The 20,683-nt window shown below is 59.8% G+C and carries 18 protein-coding genes; 10 read left to right on the forward strand and 8 right to left on the reverse strand.

All coding sequences use genetic code 11. The features are described 5' to 3' along the window. Nucleotides 1-6: 6 nt before the first annotated feature. Both ACP15N_RS14040 and ACP15N_RS14045 read right to left on the reverse strand, forming a co-directional pair. Entirely contained in the window at nucleotides 7-987 is a 981-nt protein-coding gene (locus ACP15N_RS14040; RefSeq protein WP_425092941.1) for a TRAP transporter substrate-binding protein, read from the reverse strand. 39 nt (nucleotides 988-1,026) lie between these two features. Next, a complete protein-coding gene (locus ACP15N_RS14045) occupies nucleotides 1,027-2,214 on the reverse strand; it encodes a pyridoxal-phosphate-dependent aminotransferase family protein (protein WP_425092981.1) in 1,188 nt (395 codons plus the stop codon). 146 nt (nucleotides 2,215-2,360) lie between these two features. On the opposite strand from ACP15N_RS14045, the gene ACP15N_RS14050 reads away from it, so the two are divergent. The 8 genes from ACP15N_RS14050 (at nucleotide 2,361) to ACP15N_RS14085 (ending at nucleotide 11,505) form a co-directional block, all read left to right on the forward strand. Then, a complete protein-coding gene (locus tag ACP15N_RS14050) occupies nucleotides 2,361-5,276 on the forward strand; it encodes an FAD-binding and (Fe-S)-binding domain-containing protein (protein WP_425092942.1) in 2,916 nt (971 codons plus the stop codon). 1 nt (nucleotide 5,277) lies between these two features. Next, complete coding sequence (locus tag ACP15N_RS14055) at nucleotides 5,278-5,937, forward strand: GntR family transcriptional regulator (RefSeq protein WP_425092943.1); 660 nt, start codon at nucleotides 5,278-5,280, stop codon at nucleotides 5,935-5,937. 116 nt (nucleotides 5,938-6,053) lie between these two features. Next, nucleotides 6,054-7,085, forward strand: coding sequence for a LacI family DNA-binding transcriptional regulator (locus ACP15N_RS14060; protein ID WP_425092944.1), 1,032 nt, complete (start codon nucleotides 6,054-6,056; stop codon nucleotides 7,083-7,085). Nucleotides 7,086-7,212: 127 nt separating this feature from the next. Beyond that, a complete protein-coding gene (hmgA, locus tag ACP15N_RS14065) occupies nucleotides 7,213-8,547 on the forward strand; it encodes a homogentisate 1,2-dioxygenase (protein ID WP_425092945.1) in 1,335 nt (444 codons plus the stop codon). Between the two features lie 60 nt (nucleotides 8,548-8,607). Then, nucleotides 8,608-9,558, forward strand: a complete 951-nt coding sequence (locus tag ACP15N_RS14070; protein ID WP_425092946.1) for an MBL fold metallo-hydrolase — start codon at nucleotides 8,608-8,610, stop codon at nucleotides 9,556-9,558. 3 nt (nucleotides 9,559-9,561) lie between these two features. Continuing rightward, nucleotides 9,562-9,780: a hypothetical protein gene (locus tag ACP15N_RS14075; RefSeq protein WP_425092947.1), complete on the forward strand. Its 219-nt coding sequence runs from the start codon at nucleotides 9,562-9,564 to the stop codon at nucleotides 9,778-9,780. Then, entirely contained in the window at nucleotides 9,770-11,329 is a 1,560-nt protein-coding gene (locus ACP15N_RS14080; RefSeq protein WP_425092948.1) for an FAD-dependent monooxygenase, read from the forward strand. The genes ACP15N_RS14075 and ACP15N_RS14080 overlap by 11 nt, the downstream gene beginning before the upstream one ends. Then, entirely contained in the window at nucleotides 11,320-11,505 is a 186-nt protein-coding gene (locus ACP15N_RS14085; RefSeq protein WP_425092949.1) for a DUF2783 domain-containing protein, read from the forward strand. The genes ACP15N_RS14080 and ACP15N_RS14085 overlap by 10 nt, the downstream gene beginning before the upstream one ends. 46 nt (nucleotides 11,506-11,551) lie before the next feature. Here ACP15N_RS14085 and serA read toward each other — a convergent pair whose 3' ends face one another. Next, nucleotides 11,552-13,144: a phosphoglycerate dehydrogenase gene (serA, locus tag ACP15N_RS14090; protein ID WP_425092950.1), complete on the reverse strand. Its 1,593-nt coding sequence runs from the start codon at nucleotides 13,142-13,144 to the stop codon at nucleotides 11,552-11,554. A 65-nt stretch (nucleotides 13,145-13,209) separates the two neighbouring features. Next, nucleotides 13,210-14,364: a phosphoserine transaminase gene (locus ACP15N_RS14095; protein ID WP_425092951.1), complete on the reverse strand. Its 1,155-nt coding sequence runs from the start codon at nucleotides 14,362-14,364 to the stop codon at nucleotides 13,210-13,212. A 260-nt stretch (nucleotides 14,365-14,624) separates the two neighbouring features. On the opposite strand from ACP15N_RS14095, the gene serB reads away from it, so the two are divergent. Continuing rightward, nucleotides 14,625-15,512, forward strand: coding sequence for a phosphoserine phosphatase SerB (serB, locus tag ACP15N_RS14100; protein ID WP_425092952.1), 888 nt, complete (start codon nucleotides 14,625-14,627; stop codon nucleotides 15,510-15,512). Nucleotides 15,513-15,523: 11 nt separating this feature from the next. Here serB and ACP15N_RS14105 read toward each other — a convergent pair whose 3' ends face one another. Then, nucleotides 15,524-15,823, reverse strand: coding sequence for a hypothetical protein (locus tag ACP15N_RS14105; protein WP_425092953.1), 300 nt, complete (start codon nucleotides 15,821-15,823; stop codon nucleotides 15,524-15,526). Between the two features lie 380 nt (nucleotides 15,824-16,203). Between ACP15N_RS14105 and ACP15N_RS14110 the strand changes: the two genes are divergently transcribed. Next, the gene (locus ACP15N_RS14110; RefSeq protein ID WP_425092954.1) at nucleotides 16,204-16,734 is read left to right on the forward strand and encodes an invasion associated locus B family protein; all 531 of its coding nucleotides are present in this window, start codon (nucleotides 16,204-16,206) and stop codon (nucleotides 16,732-16,734) included. Between the two features lie 2 nt (nucleotides 16,735-16,736). On the opposite strand, the gene ACP15N_RS14115 is transcribed toward ACP15N_RS14110, so the two are convergent. The 3 genes from ACP15N_RS14115 to dapF form a co-directional block, all read right to left on the reverse strand. Beyond that, complete coding sequence (locus ACP15N_RS14115; protein WP_425092955.1) at nucleotides 16,737-18,395, reverse strand: Y-family DNA polymerase; 1,659 nt, start codon at nucleotides 18,393-18,395, stop codon at nucleotides 16,737-16,739. A 103-nt stretch (nucleotides 18,396-18,498) separates the two neighbouring features. After that, nucleotides 18,499-19,749 (reverse strand): tRNA (N(6)-L-threonylcarbamoyladenosine(37)-C(2))-methylthiotransferase MtaB, encoded by a 1,251-nt coding sequence (mtaB, locus tag ACP15N_RS14120; protein ID WP_425092956.1) that lies wholly within the window; start codon nucleotides 19,747-19,749, stop codon nucleotides 18,499-18,501. After that, nucleotides 19,746-20,591, reverse strand: a complete 846-nt coding sequence (gene dapF, locus ACP15N_RS14125; protein WP_425092957.1) for a diaminopimelate epimerase — start codon at nucleotides 20,589-20,591, stop codon at nucleotides 19,746-19,748. The genes mtaB and dapF overlap by 4 nt, the downstream gene beginning before the upstream one ends. Between the last annotated feature and the right edge of the window lie 92 nt (nucleotides 20,592-20,683).

Consider the following 20,683-nt stretch of genomic DNA (forward strand, 5'->3'; position numbering starts at 1 on the left):
AGAAAATCAGGACCCGTCAGCCAGCGACTGGACCGTCTCGATCATCTCGCTTGCGCCCTCGACAGAGGAGGCAAATTCTTCGTAGATCGGTGCAGATGCAGCGACGAATGCGACCTTGTCGGCTTCATTCACCTCGACGCCGGCAGCCTTGATCACGTCAAGCAGTTCCGTCTCCAGGTTCGCCGCGATTTCATACACCGTGTCCTGTGTTTCAGTCCCGCAAGCTTCAAGCGCCGCGCGAACATCTTCCGGCCATTTCTGCCACTGGTTTTCAGCAACCAGAACATAGGCGGGTGTGTAAACATGGCCCGTGATCGACAGATAGCTCTGCACTTCCTGGAACTTTGCAGACGCAATCTGGGCGTAGGGGTTTTCCTGCCCGTCAATGACCTTTGTCTGCAAGGCGGTGAAGACCTCCGAGAAGGACATCGGTGTCGGGTTTGCCCCATACTGCTGGAACATTTTCACGCGCCACTCACCGTTGGGCGTGCGCAGTTTCACGCCGGCCAGATCTTCGGGAGAGTTGATCGGGCGTACATTGTTCGTGATGTGGCGGAAGCCATTCTCCATATAGCCGATGATCCGGTATCCTTGGCTCAGAGCAGCTTCCTGGAACGTGTCACCCAGTGCAGCTTGCACGCGCTTCATGTGCTCGCGATCGCGAATGATGTAGGGCATCTCGAAGATCCCGAACTCGGGCGCGACGGACGACATCACCGACGATGGCAGGGACATGTGCACCTGCCCAAGCTTGAGCTTTTGGAGCATTTCGCGGTCGTTGCCGAGCTGGCTGGCGCCAAAGGTCTGCACCTCGGCTGCGTCGCCAAGCTTGTCATTTGCGCACTGGGCAAACGCATTCACCGAGGCTTCGAACAATGATCCGGGCGCCCCTACGTGGCCAAAACGCAGGGTCAGGTCTGCGGCCATGGCCGAGACGGGCAGTGTTGCGGCGACAGTCGCACCGAGCAGCATGGTTTTGAGTTTCATCGGTTAATCCTCCCTGATTTCTTCCGATATATTTGAGTTTTATTCGGCCGCGAGGCGTGGTGCCTCCGCTGTCTTGAGATGTGCCATTGCGGCCATGACGCCCCCTTCTTCGTGGGGAACATTTGCTTTGGCCAGTCCCATTTCCACCCCCGACAGCGTTGCCACGAGCATAAGGTCATTGAAATCGCCAAGATGTCCAATGCGGAATACCTTGTCCGCCACTTTGCTGAGGCCGTTGCCAAGCGATATGTCGTATGCCTCGAGCGTTTTTGCCCGGAAGCTATCCGCAGAATGGCCCTCGGGCATCATCACTGCCGTCAGGACACCGCTTTCCTGCCCCTGCTGCGCACACAGCACCTCAAGCCCCCAGGCGCGAACCGCGGCACGCGCCGCTCGGCCGTGTCGTTGGTGACGCTCAAAGACGTTGTCCAGCCCTTCCTCATGCAGCATATCGATCGCTTCATTCAGTCCATAGAGCAGGTTCGTCCCAGGGGTATACGGAAAGTAGCCGGTCTTGTTTGGGCCCAGCATGTCCTGCCAGTCCCAATAGGACCGCTGCATCGTGGCGGTTTTTGACACTTCGAGTGCGCGGTCGCTGGCCGCATTGAAGCTAAGCCCCGGCGGCAACATCAAACCTTTTTGCGAACCGGAGACGCACACGTCGACGCCCCATTCGTCGAAGCGAAAGTCGACCGACGCCAGTCCGGAGATGGAGTCCACCATCAGCAACGCGGGGTGGCCCGCGGCATCAATCGCCTTGCGCACCTCGGCAATCGGCGACACCGATCCGGTAGACGTTTCGTTGTGCACAACGCAGACGGCCTTGATCTCGTGCCCGGTGTCAGCGCGCAGGTGGTCTTCAATCGCCTGCGGATCCGCACCACCGCGCCAATCGCCCTCGATGAACTCGGGGTTCAAGCCGATTTTCTTGGCCATTTTCTGCCAGAGGGTCGCGAAATGCCCGGTTTCATACATCAGCACCTTGTCGCCCGGCGACATGGTGTTCACCAAGGCCGCTTCCCATGCGCCAGTGCCGGACGACGGAAAGATGAATACGTTCTGGTCGGTCTTGAAGATCGACTTCATCCCTTCCAACGCCTTTTGACCTACAGCGGCAAAATCCGGGCCGCGATGGTCAATCGTTTGCATACTGATCGCGCGCAAGATGCGATCCGGCACGGCACTCGGTCCCGGGATCTGCAAGAAATGGCGTCCGGCTTTCCGCATCTTGGACAACTCCTCCGTTGGTCTACGTGCTGCCATGGGCGTACCGGCTTCAAACCAGCGCCACATGGCACACGTTTCTTTTGTCGTTGCTAATACAAAATTATGAATTCATAATTCAGTCAACCAAAAAGTTCGGGGAGGGTTCAATGGGTCTCATGGAAGCGTCACCGCTGGCCGACAGACTACGCGGACACATCGAAGGCGAGCTCATGTTCGACGCGTTCTCGCGCGGACGGTATGCCACAGACGCGTCGATCTATCAGATGACACCCAGCGGTGTGGTTGTTCCAAAAACCCTTGCGGATATCGAAACCGCCATCGGAGCGGCCCGGGAAATCGGGGCTTCGGTCCTGCCGCGCGGTGGGGGCACATCGCAATGCGGACAGACAGTCAACAACTCGCTGGTCATTGATAACTCGAAGTATTTCAACCAGATCCTCGAACTCGATGTCGAAAACAGACGCTGTGTCGTGCAGCCCGGCATTGTCCTGGACGAGTTGAACCGCGCCCTCAAACCCCATGGCCTCTGGTTTCCGGTCGATGTCTCCACCGCGTCGCGTGCAACGATTGGCGGTATGGCCGGAAACAACTCTTGCGGGGGACGATCCCTGCGCTACGGAACAATGCGAGACAACGTGCTGTCGATCGAGGCCATTCTGGCGGACGGCACCAAGGCGAGGTTTGGCCCCACGGACCGGAACGCCGCGCCAGCGAACGATTCGACCGCCGCGCTGATCACCGAGATGCTGGCACTTGGCGCACGGGAACAGGCAGAGATTGCCGCGCGATTCCCCAACATCATTCGCCGTGTGGGAGGATACAACATCGACGCGCTGACGCCGGACCATTCGACCAACAATATGGCGCACCTGCTCGTCGGCTCCGAAGGCACGTTGTCCTATTTCACGGCGATTGAACTGAAGCTCTCACCGATCCAGGGCACAAAAGTCATGGGTGTGTGTCATTTTCCGACCTTCTACAAGGCGATGGATGCCTCGCAACATCTGGTGAAGCTCAAACCCGCCGCTGTCGAACTGGTGGATGATACGATGATCGCGCTGGCTCGGAATATTCCCATGTTCCGCAAGACGATCGAGGCGTTCGTTCAGGGCGATCCGGCAGCGCTGTTACTTGTGGAGTTCGACGAAGGGTCCGATGCCGCCAACGCGGCCAAGTTGCGCGAGTTGGACGAGGCGATGGGTGATATCGGCTTTTCGTTCACCGGATCCGGCGATGCCTGGGGCGGCGCCGTGGCTGTCACGGACCAAACACTGCAAGCGGACATCGGGGAGGTGCGCAAGTCCGGCCTCAACATCATGATGTCCATGAAACAGGAGGGCAAACCCGTCAGTTTCGTAGAAGACTGCGCCGTCGAATTGCCCGACCTTGCGGAATATACCTCAGGCCTGACAGACATCTTTGAAAAGTACGGGACAAAGGGCACGTGGTATGCCCACGCATCTGTCGGATGTCTGCATGTGCGCCCCGTCCTGAATATGAAGCTGGATCAGGACGTCAAGACGATGCGCGCGATCGCGGAGGAGTGCTTCGATCTGGTCGCCAAGTACAAAGGCTCCCACTCTGGCGAGCATGGCGACGGGATCGTCCGGTCCGAGTTCCACGAAAAGATGTTCGGCCCGCAGATGGTGGCCTCTTTCAACGAGGTGAAGGACCGCTTCGATCCAAACCGCGTATTCAACCCCAACAAGATCGTTCAGCCGCCCAAAATGGATGACCGGCGGTTGTTTCGCTATGGCCCCGACTACGAAGCCAAAGACATCGACACGAAGCTCGACTGGTCCGACTGGCCCGGCAAGGGCGGCGGCTTTCAGGGCGCCATCGAGATGTGCAACAACAATGGCGCGTGCCGGAAGCTGAAGGGCGGTGTGATGTGCCCATCGTTCCGCGTGACGCGCAATGAACGCGATGTGGTGCGTGGGCGGGCGAACTCCCTGCGTCTTGCGATCACCGGGCAGCTTGGGCCGGACGCGCTTGCCTCCGACGAAATGGCCGAAACGATGAAGCTTTGCGTGTCGTGCAAAGGATGCAAGCGGGAATGTCCGACCGGCGTGGACATGGCCCGTATGAAGATCGAGGTTCTGGCCGCGCGGGCCGAAAAGAACGGCTTGAGCCTGCATGACAAGCTGGTCGGCTACATGCCGCGCTATGCGCCCTTGGTGTCCAAGATGCCGTGGCTCGCCAACATGCGGAACTGGGTGCCTGGGGCCGCGAAACTGACCGAAGGGCTGACAGGCTTTGCCGCCAACCGAAAGCTACCGGAATGGTCTGCGCGCCCGTTCAAGGATACCGAGTTCGCCGATGACGATCCGGATGTCATCTTGTTTGCCGACATCTTCAATCGGTATTTCGAGCCCGAGAACCTGCGGGCTGCGGGTCGGGTTCTGAAGGCTGCGAGGTTGAAGGTCCGCGTGGCAACCCCTGTGGACGGCAAAGGCAATCTGGAATGCGGGCGGACCTTGCTGGCTGTCGGGCTTGTCGACGATGCCCGTGCAGAGGCCGAGCGCCTTTTGGCGGCGCTCACGCCCTATGCCGCCAGAGGTGTACCCATTGTCGGGTTGGAGCCCTCCTCGCTTTTGACCCTGCGCGACGAGATTCCCGCTCTGGTACCGGGCGCGGATGCCCAACTGGTCGCAGAGCATGCCAAGATGTTCGAGGAGTACTTCGTGACGCTCGAAAACCCGCCTGCCCTGTCGGATCTGGGTCGGCCGATCGTGCTGCACGGCCACTGCCATCAGAAGGCGCATAACGTCATGGGATCGGTGCAGAAAGCGCTCGGCATGATCCCGGGCGCTGAGGTCGAGATGGTGGAAACCAGTTGCTGCGGAATGGCCGGGGCTTTTGGATATGGCAAAGATACGGTAGACACGTCGCTGAAGATGGCGGAACTCGACCTTTTGCCCGCGATCCGAAAAGCGCCGGAAAATGCGCTCGTCGTGGCCGATGGCACCTCCTGTCGCCATCAAATCAAAGATGGCACATCGCGCGAGGCAATCCACGTCGTGCGTGTGCTGGAAATGGCACTGGACGGGAAGGACACCTGACATGAACCTGTCAAAACCCATTGCCCGCCCTTCGCTGCACGAAGAACTCGTTGACCGGGTACGCGAATTGATCATCGAAGGCGAACTCGAACCCGGAACCAAGATTCCCGAGAAAGAGTTGTGCGAAAATTTCGGTGTTTCGCGCACGCCGATGCGCGAAGCGCTCAAGGTTCTGGCGAACGAAGGTCTTGCTGTTCTGGAACCGAACCGTGGCGCTTGGGTGTCAACGGTCACAATGGAAGAACTGGAAGAGACCTTCCCGGTTTTGGCTGCGTTGGAACGTCTTGGTGGAGAACTCGCCTGCGCGCACGGGACCGAGACGGAGATCGCCTTTGTCCGCGAACGTCACGATGACATGGTCCGCCATTTCACGGCACGGGACCGTCAACCCTATTTCAAGGCCAATCAGGACATTCATGACGGCATTCTGCGCGCGGCAGGAAACCCGGTCCTGACCCAGCATCACAGGGTTCTGGCCTCGCGCGCGAAGCGGGCGCGTTTTCTCGCGAACATCTCCGACGAGCGCTGGAGCCAGGCCGTGGCCGAGCATGAGGAGATCATAACTGCCCTTGAGGCACGGGATGGTCCCCGGTTGGGGCAAATCCTGAGCGATCACCTGACCAACAAGCTCGCCGCATTGCGCGAGCGCATGAAATCCTGACAGGTCACCGCGACGCCGGCGCTCTTGCGCTTTGCGCGAGCGCTAACGTAGCATACCGGAAACACGGGGCCGGTCATGGTTGGGCCCGAAACATGGTGTGACGCGCAGGAGTATTCATGTCCGAGATTTCCGACCCGCCGGCGCAACGTGGCTTGACGCTGCGCGATGTTTCCGAAGCCTCGGGCGTCAGCGAGATGACGGTCAGCCGGGTGCTCCGTAATCGCGGAGACGTCTCGGAGGCCACGCGCGAAAAGGTCAAGGAAGCCGCCCGGGCACTCGGGTACGTTCCAAACAAGATCGCAGGCGCCTTGGCGTCCAACCGCGTGAACCTTGTCGCCGTGATCATTCCATCAATGTCGAACATGGTGTTTCCCGAGGTGATGGGCGGCATCAATGCCCAATTGGAAGAAACCGACCTGCAACCCGTTGTGGGCATCACCGACTATCTGCCCGAAAAGGAAGAGAAGGTTCTTTACGAGATGCTGTCATGGCGTCCGTCTGGCATTATTATCGCCGGGCTGGAACACAGCGAGGCGTCCCGTGCGATGCTGCGCAACTCCGGCATTCCGGTGGTCGAGATCATGGACACGGACGGCAACCCCATCGACTGCTGCGTTGGAATTTCGCACCGGCGCGCAGGACGTGAGATGGCCGAAGCGATTCTTGCCGCAGGGTATAAACGGATCGGGTTCATGGGCACCAAGATGGCGCTCGATCACCGGGCCCGCAAACGGTACGAGGGCTTTGTAGAGGGGTTGGCCAAAGGTGGCGTGGAGCTTGCCGATTGGGAGTTTTACGAGGGCGGGTCGGCCCTGGCAAAGGGCCGTGAGCTCACAGCAGCGATGCTCGATCGCACCCCTGACCTCGACTTTCTATATTACTCGAACGACCTGATAGGTGCGGGTGGCCTGTTGCTGGCGCAGGAGCGCGGCCTCGATATCCCCGACGCGTTCGGGATGGCGGGCTTCAACGGCGTCGAGTTGCTGCAAGGCCTGCCCACGCAGCTTGCGACCATCGACAGTTGCCGCAAGGAAATCGGGCGCGAAGCTGCAAAACTGATCATGGCACGCTACGAAGGGTCTCAGGCATCCGAAACGCTGACGCTGGCGCCCCAGTTGAACCCGGGCGAAACGATGCGGTCCGACTGAGGCGACATCGCTTGGCGGGTTGGAGAATCTTTCCGTTTTATGCGATCCTTTGGCCAACTCGTTGCAAGTGCAACGGCTTGTGTCTTTGGGAGGAGACAACGTGAACCGATCAGCGCCAGTACCGCACATGACGCAAGATCCGCGATCGTTGGCGTCACATCCGGGGTACATGCCCGGTTTCGGGAATGACTTCGAGACCGAAGCGCTGCCAAATGCCCTGCCACAGGGTCGCAACAGTCCGCAGAAATGCAACTACGGCCTGTACGGCGAACAGTTGTCGGGGACAGCGTTCACCGCACCCAGCCACCAAAACGAAAGGACATGGTGTTATCGCATCCGGCCCTCTGTGAAGCATGCAAACCGGTTTGCCCGCGTTGATCTGCCTTACTGGAAAAGTGCACCGCTGATCGATCCGGATTTGATCAGCCTCGGGCAATTTCGTTGGGACCCGATCCCCCGGACAGACACGCCGCTGACCTGGCTGACCGGGATGCGCACCATGACCACTGCGGGAGACGTTCACACGCAAACCGGCATGGCGGCCCATGTATATCTGGTCACACGGTCGATGGAGGACGCCTATTTCTATTCAGCCGATAGCGAGTTGCTGGTTGTTCCACAGCAAGGTCGCCTGCGATTTCTGACCGAGCTTGGAATTATCGACCTCACGCCGGGCGAAGTTGCGATCCTTCCACGCGGCCTGACCTACCGTGTGGAGGTAGTGGATGGCCCAGCGCGTGGCTTTGTTTGCGAAAACTACGGCCAGAAGTTCGCCCTTCCGGGCCGTGGTCCGATCGGCGCGAACTGCATGGCGAACCGACGCGACTTCAAGACCCCCGTTGCTGCCTTCGAGGATCGCGAGGTCCCTTCCACGATAACGGTCAAGTGGGGTGGGCAGTTCTACGTTTCCCAGATCGGGCAAAGCCCGCTGGATGTCGTGGCGTGGCACGGCAATTACGCGCCCTGCAAGTATGACCTTAACGACTATTGTCCGGTTGGCGCGGTTCTTTTCGACCATCCCGATCCGTCGATTTTCACCGTTCTGACTGCCCCGTCTGGCGTTGAAGGCACCGCGAACATTGATTTCGTGCTGTTTCGGGAAAGATGGATGGTCGCAGAGGATACGTTCCGCCCACCCTGGTATCACCGCAACATCATGTCCGAGCTGATGGGAAACATCTACGGGCAATATGATGCCAAACCGCAGGGCTTTGTCCCGGGTGGAATGAGCCTGCACAACATGATGTTGCCCCACGGCCCGGACCGCGAGGCGTTCGAAGGCGCGTCGAACGAAGATCTTGCCCCGCAGAAACTCGACAACACCATGTCCTTCATGTTCGAAACACGCTTCCCGCAACACCTGACGCCGTTTGCTGCCAAGGAGGCCCCCTTGCAGGCCGACTATGTGGAGTGTTGGGCTGACCTCGAGAAAAAATTCGATGGCTCACCGGGGCCGAAATGATCTGCATGCAGCCGATCCGAAGATATCGCACAGGGCACCGCCCCAGAGGGAGGACATGACATGACCACGGCTTTCGCATCAGCCGGTGACATGGCCGATAAGGAAACGCGCTTCACCGAAATAGGCGATGGGCTTTGGGCATTTACGGCCGAAGGCGACCCGAACTCCGGCGTGATTATCGGCGACGACAGCGTCATGGTGATCGAGGCACAGGCAACACCACAACTGGCTGAAAAGGTGATCTCCGAGATCCGCAAGGTCACCTCCAAACCGATCACCCATCTGGTGCTGACCCACTATCATGCAGTGCGGGTTCTTGGAGCCTCGGCCTATGGCGCAGACCAGATCATCATGTCCGACACAGCCCGCGCCATGGTAGCGGAGCGCGGGCAGGAAGACTGGGACAGCGAGTTCGACCGATTCCCGCGACTGTTTCAAGGTCATGAAAGCATTCCGGGGCTGACCTGGCCGACAACCACGTTTTCGGATCGTATGACGGTCTACCTTGGCAATAGGCGTGTGGATATCATGCATCTGGGACGCGCGCACACCGCCGGGGATGCAGTGATCTGGGTGCCCGACGCGGAAGTAATGTTCACCGGCGATATCGTAGAGTATCACTCGGCCTGCTACTGCGGCGATGGTCACTTGGCCGAGTGGGGTCAGACACTGGACAATATCGCTGCGTTCGAACCACAAGCCATTGCCCCAGGACGAGGCGACGCCCTGATCGGTCCCGACATGGTTGCCTCGGCCATAGACTCCACGCGCGACTTCGTTGACAGCACGTACCGCCCGGCGGAGCGTGTGGCCGCGCGCGGCGGTAGCTTGAAAGACGCGTGGAAAGCGGTGCGGGCTGAATGCGACCCGAAGTTCTCGGACTTCGCCATCTACGAACATTGCCTGCCCTTCAACGTAAGCCGCGCCTACGACGAGGCGCGCGGCATCGAAACACCCCGTATCTGGACAGCCGCCCGCGACAAGGAGATGTGGGCCGCCTTGCAGGGTTAGGACATGGCACGCAAATTCGAACCAACCCGCGGAGAGATTTGGTTCCGCCTTGTCTTCAGCCTGATTGGTTTGGGGCTGATGGGGTTTGCGCTTGCAACACGCGGGTTCGGAGGAATTGCGTGGGTAGAGGTTGTCTTGATCTCAAGTGCGTTTTTCGGCGGCACAGCGCTGTGGGCCGTTTTGCGCTTGTCCAGACCAAGCGAGGATCGCGATGACCTTTGAATACAAGCCATATGACTTCATCCCTCCCCCGGGTTTGGCAAATCCGGAGCCGCGCAAGCCGGTTGTGATCGTCGGGGCAGGTCCGATCGGTCTCGCGATGGCGATCGAACTGGCCAATCACGACCAGCCATCGGTCATTCTGGATGATAACAATGTGGTCTCTGTCGGGAGCCGCGCAATCTGCTGGTCGAAACGTAGCCTTGAGATTTTTGAGAGACTTGGAATTGCAGACCGCGCCCTGGCCAAAGGCGTGACCTGGCAGGTTGGGCGAACGTTTCACCGGGACAAGGAGGTATTCTCATACGACCTTCTGCCGGAGGACGGCCACAAGATGCCGGCCTTCATCAACCTGCAGCAATACTACGTTGAGCAGTTCCTGATCGAGCGGGCACAGCGAAGCGCCCTGATTGACCTGCGGTTCAGCAACAAGGTGACAAACGTCGACAACAGCACGAACGGCGTCATTCTCGATATTGAGACGCCTGACGGCGCATATGCCTTGGAGGCGGACTACGTTCTGGCCTGTGACGGGGCCCGCTCCCCGGTGCGGGGCATGCTGGGGTTGGAATTCGAAGGCGAGTTCTTCGAGGAAAGGTTTCTGATCGCGGACATTGAAATGGATGCGGATTTTCCGCCTGAGCGTCACTTCTGGTTCGAACCGAAGTTTCACGAAGGTCAGTCAGCTTTGCTCCACAAGCAGCCCGACAACATTTATCGGATCGACTTGCAGCTTGGCTGGCATGCAAACCCGGATCACGAGATGAAACCCGAAGTCGTCATCCCGCGGATCATTAAAGTGGTCGGTCACTCAAATTTTCGCCTCGATTGGGTAAGTGTTTATTCCTTTCAGTGCAGACGCTTGGCGAGTTTTGTCCATGATCGGGTGATTTTTGTCGGTGACAGTGCGCATGTTGTCAGCCCATTCGGAGCGCGTGGCGGAAACGGCGGAATGCAGGACGTTGACAACCTTGGTTGGAAGCTTGCGGCAATCCTCAAAGGGCATGGGAGTGCAGCCTTGCTGGACACCTACAATACCGAACGCGTACAGGGCGCGGACGAGAATATCGCCAATTCCGCGCGCGCCACCAAGTTCATGACGCCCGCCGACGGGATCGAACGCCTTTTTCGGGACCAGGTGCTGGTTCTTGCCGGACATGCAGAGTTTGCGCGCCATTGGGTCAATGCCGGACGACTGTCCAAACCCTGCACATATCGGCTCGAGGCGCCCGACGACCCGAGGTTGCCGGACGGTGCGCGTCCGGGTGCGGTGGCACCGGATGCACCGTTGGGGCTAGACTGGTTAACGTCATTGCTTGGCGGTGAACCGGTCATTCTCGCTCTGGGAAGAGACGCGCCAGCGCTGTCCGGCGTGCGCGTTTTGCAGCCGGAAATTTCCCGGACGTTGCGGAAACGATATCTGGGGGAAGAGGACGGTGCCTTTTACCTCGTCAGGCCCGATCAGGTGATCGGCGCGCGCTGGGTCGATGCGCACGCGGATGAAATCGCGAACGCTGTTGCTGACCTCTGGGCAGGTGTGACATGCCGTTGAACCAGACCAACAACCTATCGGATCCGGACGCGTTCTATACGGAACTGCTGGCCGCCCATCGCGGCTTGAGCGAGGCAGACAGCCATGCGCTGAACGTGCGGCTCTTGCTGATCCTTGCCAACCATGTGGGCGACCTTGAGACACTGCGAAACGCGTTGGCCCTGGCCCGAAAGTAAAAGCCCCGGCATTTGCCGGGGCTTGAAACAGAGTCTGCCTGCTTGTTCAGACGTTGAATTCCAACGGCCGCACCTGCTGAAACAGACCTGTGGCCTTCAGCGCTTCCTGAACAGGCGTCGGAAGCGGGGCGTCGAGGTAGAGCATTGCGATCGCATCCTCGCCGGTGTCACTTCGACCCAAGGTAAAGTTGGCAATGTTCACACCATTCTCACCCAGTGTGTTGCCCAACGTCCCGATGATACCCGGCACGTCCTTGTTGGTCGTATAGAGCATGTGCTGACCAATCTCGGCATCGATATTGATGCCCTTGATCTGAATGAAGCGCGGTTTTCCATCCGAAAAGACGGTTCCGGCGATGGACCGCGTCCGCTCCGCCGTTTTGACCGTCAGCTTGATGTAGCCGTCAAACACACCTGATTTGTCCTGAGATGTCGTCGATATGCCGATCCCGCGTTCCTTCGCGATGACCGGGGCAGATACCATGTTCACATCCGGGTTGGTCGCCTGCATGATCCCGGCGATGGCCGCGCAGTTCAGCGCCTCCAGGTTCATCTTGGAAACCGTTCCGTTATACAGAATTTCGATGCTTTGAATGGCCTCGTTGGTGAGTTGACCAACAAACGTTCCGAGATGGCCTGCGAGTTTGACCCACGGCCCCATGATCTTCGCTTCTTCCGCAGTCACCGACGGCATGTTGAGCGCGTTCTCAACCGCCCCGTTGAGCAGGTAGTTCGACATCTGCTCCGCGACCTGAAGCGCCACGTTTTCCTGCGCTTCAGTCGTAGCGGCACCGAGATGCGGTGTGCAGACCACGTTGGGCAAGTTGAACAACGGGTTTTCGGTTGCCGGTTCTTCGGAAAACACATCGAAGGCCGCGCCTGCGACATGGCCCGACTTCAGCAAATCCGCCAACGCCTCTTCGTCGACCAGACCACCGCGGGCACAGTTGATGATCCGAACGCCCTTTTTGGTCTTTTCAAGTGCGTCGCGGCTCAGGATGTTCCGGGTCTGATCAGTCAGCGGGACGTGAAGCGTGATGAAATCTGCACGCTTCAGCAATTCCTCCAGTTCGACCTTTTCGACGCCCAGTTTGTCGGCACGCTCCTGCGACAGGAACGGGTCGTAGGCGACGACCTTCATCTTCAATCCCAAGGCCCGGTCGCAGACGATACCGCCGATATTGCCCGCACCGATCACGCCGAGCGTCTTGGCGGTCAACTCGACCCCCATGAATTTCGACTTCTCCCATTTGCCCGCGTGGGTTGACGCGGACGCCTCGGGAATCTGACGCGCAACCGCAAACATCATTGCAATCGCGTGTTCCGCGGTCGTGATCATGTTGCCAAAGGGCGTGTTCATCACGATCACCCCCTTCTTGGAGGCCGCAGATTTGTCGACATTGTCGGTTCCAATTCCGGCGCGACCGACGACTTTGAGGTTGTCGGCATGTTCCAGAAGCTTGTCGGTCACCTTGGTGGCCGACCGGATCGCGAGGCCGTCATACTTGCCGATCACCTCGGCCAGTTTTTCCTTGTCCTTGCCGAGGCCGGGTTCGAAATCAACTTCGATGCCACGGTCACGGAAAATCTGGACAGCAGTTTCCGACAGCTTGTCGGAGACGAGAACTTTGGGGGCCATGATCAGGCTCCTTTGACAGAAAAAATGGGGGGGCAGGCAGCGGATGTGCTGCCTGCGAGAAGGGGTCAGGCCGCGGCTTGTTGCGCTGCGATCTCGGTCTCGAAGGCCCAGTTCAGCCACGGGAGCATTGCCTGGACATCGGAGGTCTCAACCGTGCCACCGCACCAGATGCGCAAACCAGCGGGCGCGTCACGGTATGCGCCGATATCCAGCGCAATCCCTTCGCCCTCAAGGCGCTTTGCGATTGCCTTGGCAAAAGCCGCACCGTCAACGATCCGATCATCGGTGAACTTCAGGCACACGGACGTATTGGACCGCGTCGCAGGATCCTCAGCAAGAAAATCGATCCAATCGTGCGCGTCCACAAACGCCGTGATGGCGGCTGTGTTGGCATCTGCGCGGGCGATCAGGCCCTTCAGACCACCAACCGATTTCGCCCAATCCAACGCAAAAAGGTAATCTTCGACACACAGCATGGACGGCGTGTTGATCGTCGCCCCGGTGAAAATACCGTCGATCAGTTTCCCCCCCTTGGTGAGGCGGAAGATCTTTGGAAGCGGCCACGCAGGCGTATAGCTTTCAAGGCGTGCTACAGCGCGCGGGCTGAGGATCAGGATACCGTGGGCCGCTTCACCGCCAAGAACTTTCTGCCAAGAGAAGGTCGTGACATCGAGCTTGTCCCAAGGCAAATCCATTGCAAACGCGGCCGAGGTCGCGTCACACAAGGTCAGGCCCGCTCGATCCGACGGAATGAAGTCACCATTGGGAACCCGCACGCCGGACGTGGTGCCGTTCCACGTAAAACAAACATCCTTGTCGAAATTCACCGAGGCAAGATCAACAATCTGCCCGTAGTCTGCGGACTTGACCTCTGCATCCAGCTTCAACTGCTTGATCGCGTCAGTCACCCAGCCTGATCCGAAGCTCTCCCATGCCAGCATCTCAACCGGGCGCTCGCCCAACAGGCTCCACATCGCCATCTCGTACGCGCCGGTGTCAGAGGCAGGAACGATCCCGATCTTGTAATCGGCAGGCACGCCGAGGACCTCTCGCGTGGTCTCGATTGCAGCTTTCAGCTTGCTCTTGCCAACGGCGGCACGGTGCGATCGGCCAAGGGCGGCGTCACTGAGCGCGTCGAGGGACCATGTGGGGGGTTTGGCGCAAGGGCCAGACGAAAAACGCGGGTTTGCCGGCCGCGTGACCGGAGCTTGAATAGCCATTGCTGGTATCCTTCCAGATATCTGCCCTTCGTTGGGGAAGGGTGTCCCACCGCCGCGTGTACGGGGCTTGGACTGCTGAGGCAAGCCGCAAAACGCGGATTTTCTGTCGCAGAACCCGCAAAACCATCGCCACGGTTTCACATCGGAAACGCACCACCACGCACCATGCGAAAGCGCAACGGGACAGGGCAGCGGCCTAACGTCTGGCACTTGGAGACCAAAATGGTATACGCGCCCGAAACCCCAGTCCGGAGTGCCCAATGTTCACAGTGACCCTTTTGACCAGTCCCGCAGATCCAAAGCTGGATGCGGCGCTTGTGGACTCGCTGCGCAACGCCTGGGGTGGTGGCGACGCAGTGTGGCTAGCCCCGGATGAGGCCGCCGAGTTTTCGGTTCAGTCCGTGCCGGGAACGCGGTGGGACGTGTGGGATGACTTGCAGCGCATGGGCGTTGACATGGTGGTTCAGCCCTCGAATGGACGACGCAAGAAGATGCTGCTGGCGGATATGGATTCCACGATGATCCAACAGGAGTGCATCGACGAATTGGCTGAAGAAGCCGGTGTCGGCGCGCGGGTGGCCGACATTACCGCACGGGCAATGAACGGGGAGTTGGACTTCGAAGGGGCGCTGCGCGAACGAGTCGGCCTGTTAGAAGGCCTCGACGCGTCCGTGATCGGAACGGTGCTGGACACCCGTATCCACCTGATGCCGGGCGGTCCCGAGTTGCTCGCGACAATGAAATCGAACGGGGCCTATTGCGCGCTGGTTTCTGGGGGCTTCACCGCCTTTACCGCGCATGTTGCAGAGACATTGGGTTTTGACGAGAATCGCGCGAATACTCTCCTCGTCGCGAATGGCAAACTCACCGGTCAGGTTGCAGACCCCATTCTTGGACGCGACGCCAAAGTTGCGGCGCTCAAGGACATCACCGGGCGTCTGGGGCTCAAGGCGGAGGATGTTCTCGCTGTCGGGGATGGTGCCAACGATCTGGGCATGCTGAAACTGGCAGGAGCGGGTGTCGCCTTGCACGCAAAACCGGTCGTCGCTGCGGAGTGTGATCGGCGGATCAATTTCGGGGATCTCAGCGCGCTGTTGTACTTGCAGGGATATGCGCGGTCCGATTTCAAGCAGCCTTCGTCCACCTGAGGCAAGGGCGATCAGAACTCCAGAAGCAGCCCCGCGCCGACACCGTTCCCGTCCATGCGGACCCAGGGGAGCATGCCATCCTCGTCCGATTGCCATGGCAGAGCGCGCTGCTGGCCCAATGTGGGGGGGGCATTCCAGTCTTGCTCCCGCCGTTGCGGGGGCGTGGGTTTGTCATCGAGGTCCTTGAGCACTTCGCCGATATGATCCTTCCACTCGAGAACCTGCGACAAACGCAGGTCAACCGCCTGCCCCTGAGACGGGACAGTCGCGCAATACGCGGTCAGACAGGTGACGAGCAAAAGGCGTTTCATCGACATTCTCTGAAGAGGCGTGAGCGGTTTCAACTGATGCCAGCGTGCGGCAGCACCTCGGCTCGATCAATCAATAGGTTGGTTTGTTTGAGTAATCTTTAATGCCAATGCCCAATGCTGTGTCCCCGATGCAATGATTTGGCGACTATTCCGGGTGCAGACGCGGTCGATCGGCCCGAAAGAAGGCCTTGCGTGTTCGAAACCCGGACGATCCGAAGCAATCTTTTGCCGATTTCGGTGCCGCGAGGTCTTTGCCTGTCTCGTGTGAGTCGCTATTCTTATGCGCGAGCACTTCGTCGGCATGGATGCTGGTCCGAGAACCAGCCCGTATCGACCGAAATATCCGAGGCGAAGACAGGGCAGCTGGAGTCTGTAGAATCATGAACCGTTTTGTGGCAGGGATTTGTGCGGCAACGCTTGTGGCGTCATCCGGCGTTGTATGGGCACAGGAAGCGTCTGACAACCGTGTCGCGGCCAAGACCGACTGGAGCGTATTCGTCGAAGACAGCCCGACCGAGTGCTGGAGCGTGTCGAGCCCCAAGGAAACCGTCAACACGCGGGACGGGCGACCAGTAGCCGTGAACCGGGGCGACGTATTGATGTTCGTCGCGTTCCGGCCCGGATCGGACGTATCCGGCGAAGTGTCGTTCACGGGCGGATACGAGTTCCGCGAAGGGTCGACCGTGACCGTCGAGATTTCAGGGTCGAATTTTGAGCTTTTCACCGATGACAACTGGGCATGGCCCGCCTCGCCATCGGATGACGCGAAAATCATCACCGCCATGAAACGTGGAACCCAGGCAGTTGTGACCGGCGTTTCCCAGCGCAGTGGCACAACCACACGCGATACCTTCAGCCTTCTGGGGTTCACAGCCGCGATGGAAGAGGCGGAAAAACGCTGTACAAGCTGACGTCAGGCAAAGGTGCCTTGACAGAACCAGCCAGACATACGCAGCCCGCCATGTGCATAAAACAGCCATAGTCGCTTGCCGCTGACCGTTTCCGCGCGCCAGTAGTCGCGCACGCCACTGCGCCAGTTGGGATCGTCTAGCCACCATTCGGGGGCGATGCGTTCAGGCCCGGCTGCACCGCGCAATTCGTGGTCCTGACCGCGCCACCTGAACCGCATTGGCACTGCCGGCGTATCGGGTGCATGAACCGGTTCCGGCACATACAAGGTCAGCGGGCGCGTCCCGTTGACAGAGGGCCATGGTGTCTCCGACACCCCGGACCACGCCGCCGCAAGTGTCAGGGCTGATTTTTCAGGAATGTGACTTTCGGCGGGGTGCCACCGCGTGATCGCCTCCAACCCCACGCGCGCACCAAGCGTGCCAATCAGATCGTCAAGCGCCGTATGCGCCCCAATACGCGCGCTGACCTCATCTGCGGCCTCAAAATGCCCCTTGTGGGCACGTGGCATCAAGGGTTCGGTCTGGTCCGCTTCAAGCCGCATCAGATCGATTCCGTATCCCGGTGCCACTGCGGATAGTTTCTGAAGCAGAAGCGGACGCATCCGCGCCGGATCGTCAGAAGGGCGCGCGAGGCCCAGTTCGAAGACCTGACGGGTCTGGTCTGCACGCAACAGCTCCCAGCGGAGCCGCCGTGCACCGCGCCCGGCGGTGCGTAACTTCTCTCCCAAACGGGGCAGTAGCCGATCCAGCCCCGCTTCGATGTCTTCAGGTAATCCGATCGGGTCCGGAAAACTGATCCTGAGAGCGAACACATTGGGTGGACGCGCGGGCGAAACCGGCTCGGGTACCACACCCAGCGCCTGATCCAGCCGCCGTGTCACATCCACCCCGAACCGCCGCGCCAGAGCCGCACGTGGCATGCCCCACAAATCCTCGATCCGGCGCAGGCCCACACGACTCAACGCTTCACATGCCTCCGGCGCCAGACGCAGCGCGACGACAGGCAATGCCCCGATCGCGGCACGTGTGTGCCCCAGAGCGGCAATGCGCGCACCCTGGGAGACCCCGTCCCGGACAACAGGGGCGGCCCCGCCTTTGGTCCAGTGTCGACGCCCGGCTTTGGACCGTGTTGCACGCGCCTCCTGATCAATGGCATCGCCCGATCTGGAAGACCCCGCCCCCTGCCCCGCATACCGGGCCAGCGCCCAGGCCGCCCCAACCGTGTCCGCAAGACCAATACGGACAGACAGTCCAAGTTCCGCGCAATCGCTTTCGACCTGTGCGACCAACGCAGCTTCCCCTCCAAACAGGTGCGCACAGCCACTCAGATCCACAATCAGGCTGGCAGGAGGTTCCTCACTGACCCAAGGGGAAAATTTACCCGCCCAACGCCGCAACAAGCGCAGAAACGCAGCCTCTCCTTCAGGGTCGGACGGGGTGGTTTGCAGCGCTGGACAGATTGCACGCGCATCACGCAAAGGCTGACCCGGGCGCAGACCGGCTGCGGATGCCTCCACCGAGATGTCGCCCAGAAGCCGTTGATTGCCGACTTCCACCACGGTCGCGAAAGGGGCCAAAACCGGCACCCGCGCCATGCGCAGACAGCGCTCCGCCCCAAGGCGTGGAAACCAGAGCGACAGGATGCGTCGCGGTGAAGACATGAAACCCCAGCAAAAAGTTCCTATTTTGTTCTTTTTAGCTGAGTCGGTTTTTCGAGTCGACGCATGGCCTGCGAATTTTCCGTCCGCGGCAGAACCAGACAGGTCAGGCCGCCAAACGGCGGCCATCGTGCCCCTGAATGACGGCCTGAACGATCTGCCCCTCCGGCTGATCCGCATTGAATTGAACTTCGGTGAATTGTTCGGTCCGCCCAAGGCGCGGTTTCTCTAGCAGGACCTTGTGCGAACGGCCGATCTGGGCGGCCAGATGCCTTGCAACCTGCACCTTCCCTGCGTCACGCAACCGTGCGGCGCGATTCTTGATCACGGAGCCATCTACCTCCGGCATACGCGCCGCGGGCGTGCCTTTGCGCGCGCTGTAGGGAAAAACGTGAAGCCAGGTCAGATCGCATTCATGCACCAGCTTCAGAGAGTTCCGGAACATGGCTTCGGTCTCTGTCGGGAACCCGGCTATGATATCTGCGCCAAAGGTCATTTCGGGCCGCAAACGCCGCGCTTCCTCGCAAAACGCGATGGCATCGTCCCGCAAATGTCGCCGTTTCATCCGCTTGAGGATCAGATCATCTCCGGCCTGAAGGCTCAGGTGAAGATGGGGCATCAAGCGAGGCTCTGTCGCGATCGCACGCATGAGGTTCTCATCCGCCTCGATACTGTCGATCGAACTGATCCGCAGTCTGGGCAGATCGGGAACCAGGCGCAGGATTCGCATAACCAGATCCCCCAGACGTGGAGTGGCGGGCAGGTCCGCGCCCCAAGACGTAAGGTCAACACCCGTCAGGACAACTTCGTTGAACCCCTTGTCGATCAATCGCTTGATCTGATCCACCACGACGCCGGCAGGCACGGAACGGGAATTCCCGCGGCCATAGGGAATGATGCAGAAGGTGCAACGATGATCGCAGCCATTTTGCACCTGCACATAGGCGCGGTGCCGTCCAAACCCGTCGATCAGATGACCGGCCGTTTCGCGCACCGACATGATGTCATCAACCTGTATCCGCTCTGTCTGACCAATCAGATCTGGTGCAAGAGCTGCCCAGGTTTCGGGCCGCATCTTTTCCGCGTTCCCGATGACGCGCGTAACCTCCGGCATGTTCGCAAAGGTCTCGGGCTCTGTCTGAGCGGCGCAGCCTGTGACGATGATCGGAGCATCCGGGTGATCGCGCCTCAGGCGCCGAATTTCCTGACGAGACTTGCGGACAGCCTCCGAGGTCACCGCGCAGGTATTCACGACCAGAGCATCGGAAAGCCCGGCGGCTTCGGCCATCTCGCGCATGGCCTCGGATTCATAGGCATTCAGACGACACCCCAAGGTGGTGAAGCGGGGGGCGGTCATTTCAGCGAGTCCAGAAACTGGCGCGTAAGGTGGCCTTCGAACACCGTCATGGTCGGCCCGGACATCCAGACCCCATCTTCGCGCCAATCAACTTCGATCGTACCGCCATCCAGATCGACTGTCACCTTCCTACCGGTGAGCGCTCTGCGCGCGGCTGCGACGGCAACCGCGCAGGACGACGAACCCGATGCAAGTGTCACACCAACACCACGTTCCCATACCCGCATGCGGATATGGTCCGGCCCGGTAACTTGTGCCACTTGCACATTGGTGCGTTGCGGGAACAACGGGTGCGTTTCGTATCGCGGACCAAAGGTTTCAAGCGGCACAGCCTCCGCGTCGGCCACGAAGAACGTGCAGTGAGGATTGCCCATTCCCGTTCCGACCGGTCCGCCCTCAATCGGCAACTGCAGCGTGTCCATTGCTGTTGCCAGCGGAATCTCCGACCAGAGCGTCTGTGGCGGCCCCATGTTCACGGCCGTCGTGCCATCCTTCAGGTCGGTTGCTGCAAGAACCCCGCGTTCCGTTTCAAGCCTCAGTTCCGGCTTGCCCGCTTCATCCAGGATCATTCGTGCAATGCACCGCGTTGCGTTTCCGCACGCAGCGGAGGTGGATCCATCCGCGTTGTAAAACGTCAGGCGGGCATCACAGTTCTGGCCATTGTCGATCACAGCAAGCTGGTCGAATCCCACCCCTCGATGCCGATCCGCGAGGGCTATCACCAGCGCCTGAGGCACATCGAAAACCCGCGCACGCCGGTCGATAACTACGAAGTCGTTGCCAAGCCCGTGCATCTTGTAAAATGGCAATCCGGTGAGTGGGGTGTCTTGCATGGGCGGCATATACGCCGCCTCTGCGGCAAATTCCAGAACGCTTTAAGATTCTGCTCCGTCCCCCTTGACCCCTCTGAAACCACTGGCTAAACGGGCCGCCA

Source organism: Tropicimonas sp. S265A (assembly GCF_049800835.1).
Lineage (GTDB): Bacteria > Pseudomonadota > Alphaproteobacteria > Rhodobacterales > Rhodobacteraceae > Dinoroseobacter.

Excerpts from the sequence above, each read along its gene's own strand:
- serB (WP_425092952.1), top strand. The coding sequence starts at position 14,625 with ATGTTCACAGTGACCCTTTTGACCAGTCCCGCAGATCCAAAGCTGGAT.
- ACP15N_RS14040 (WP_425092941.1), bottom strand. The coding sequence starts at position 987 with ATGAAACTCAAAACCATGCTGCTCGGTGCGACTGTCGCCGCAACACTG.
- hmgA (WP_425092945.1), top strand. The coding sequence starts at position 7,213 with ATGACGCAAGATCCGCGATCGTTGGCGTCACATCCGGGGTACATGCCC.
- ACP15N_RS14055 (WP_425092943.1), top strand. The coding sequence starts at position 5,278 with ATGAACCTGTCAAAACCCATTGCCCGCCCTTCGCTGCACGAAGAACTC.
- ACP15N_RS14110 (WP_425092954.1), top strand. The coding sequence starts at position 16,204 with ATGAACCGTTTTGTGGCAGGGATTTGTGCGGCAACGCTTGTGGCGTCA.
- ACP15N_RS14080 (WP_425092948.1), top strand. The coding sequence starts at position 9,770 with ATGACCTTTGAATACAAGCCATATGACTTCATCCCTCCCCCGGGTTTG.
- ACP15N_RS14050 (WP_425092942.1), top strand. The coding sequence starts at position 2,361 with ATGGGTCTCATGGAAGCGTCACCGCTGGCCGACAGACTACGCGGACAC.
- ACP15N_RS14095 (WP_425092951.1), bottom strand. The coding sequence starts at position 14,364 with ATGGCTATTCAAGCTCCGGTCACGCGGCCGGCAAACCCGCGTTTTTCG.
- mtaB (WP_425092956.1), bottom strand. The coding sequence starts at position 19,749 with ATGACCGCCCCCCGCTTCACCACCTTGGGGTGTCGTCTGAATGCCTAT.
- ACP15N_RS14085 (WP_425092949.1), top strand. The coding sequence starts at position 11,320 with ATGCCGTTGAACCAGACCAACAACCTATCGGATCCGGACGCGTTCTAT.
- ACP15N_RS14075 (WP_425092947.1), top strand. The coding sequence starts at position 9,562 with ATGGCACGCAAATTCGAACCAACCCGCGGAGAGATTTGGTTCCGCCTT.
- ACP15N_RS14070 (WP_425092946.1), top strand. The coding sequence starts at position 8,608 with ATGACCACGGCTTTCGCATCAGCCGGTGACATGGCCGATAAGGAAACG.
- ACP15N_RS14115 (WP_425092955.1), bottom strand. The coding sequence starts at position 18,395 with ATGTCTTCACCGCGACGCATCCTGTCGCTCTGGTTTCCACGCCTTGGG.
- ACP15N_RS14060 (WP_425092944.1), top strand. The coding sequence starts at position 6,054 with ATGTCCGAGATTTCCGACCCGCCGGCGCAACGTGGCTTGACGCTGCGC.
- ACP15N_RS14045 (WP_425092981.1), bottom strand. The coding sequence starts at position 2,214 with ATGCGGAAAGCCGGACGCCATTTCTTGCAGATCCCGGGACCGAGTGCC.
- dapF (WP_425092957.1), bottom strand. The coding sequence starts at position 20,591 with ATGCCGCCCATGCAAGACACCCCACTCACCGGATTGCCATTTTACAAG.
- serA (WP_425092950.1), bottom strand. The coding sequence starts at position 13,144 with ATGGCCCCCAAAGTTCTCGTCTCCGACAAGCTGTCGGAAACTGCTGTC.
- ACP15N_RS14105 (WP_425092953.1), bottom strand. The coding sequence starts at position 15,823 with ATGAAACGCCTTTTGCTCGTCACCTGTCTGACCGCGTATTGCGCGACT.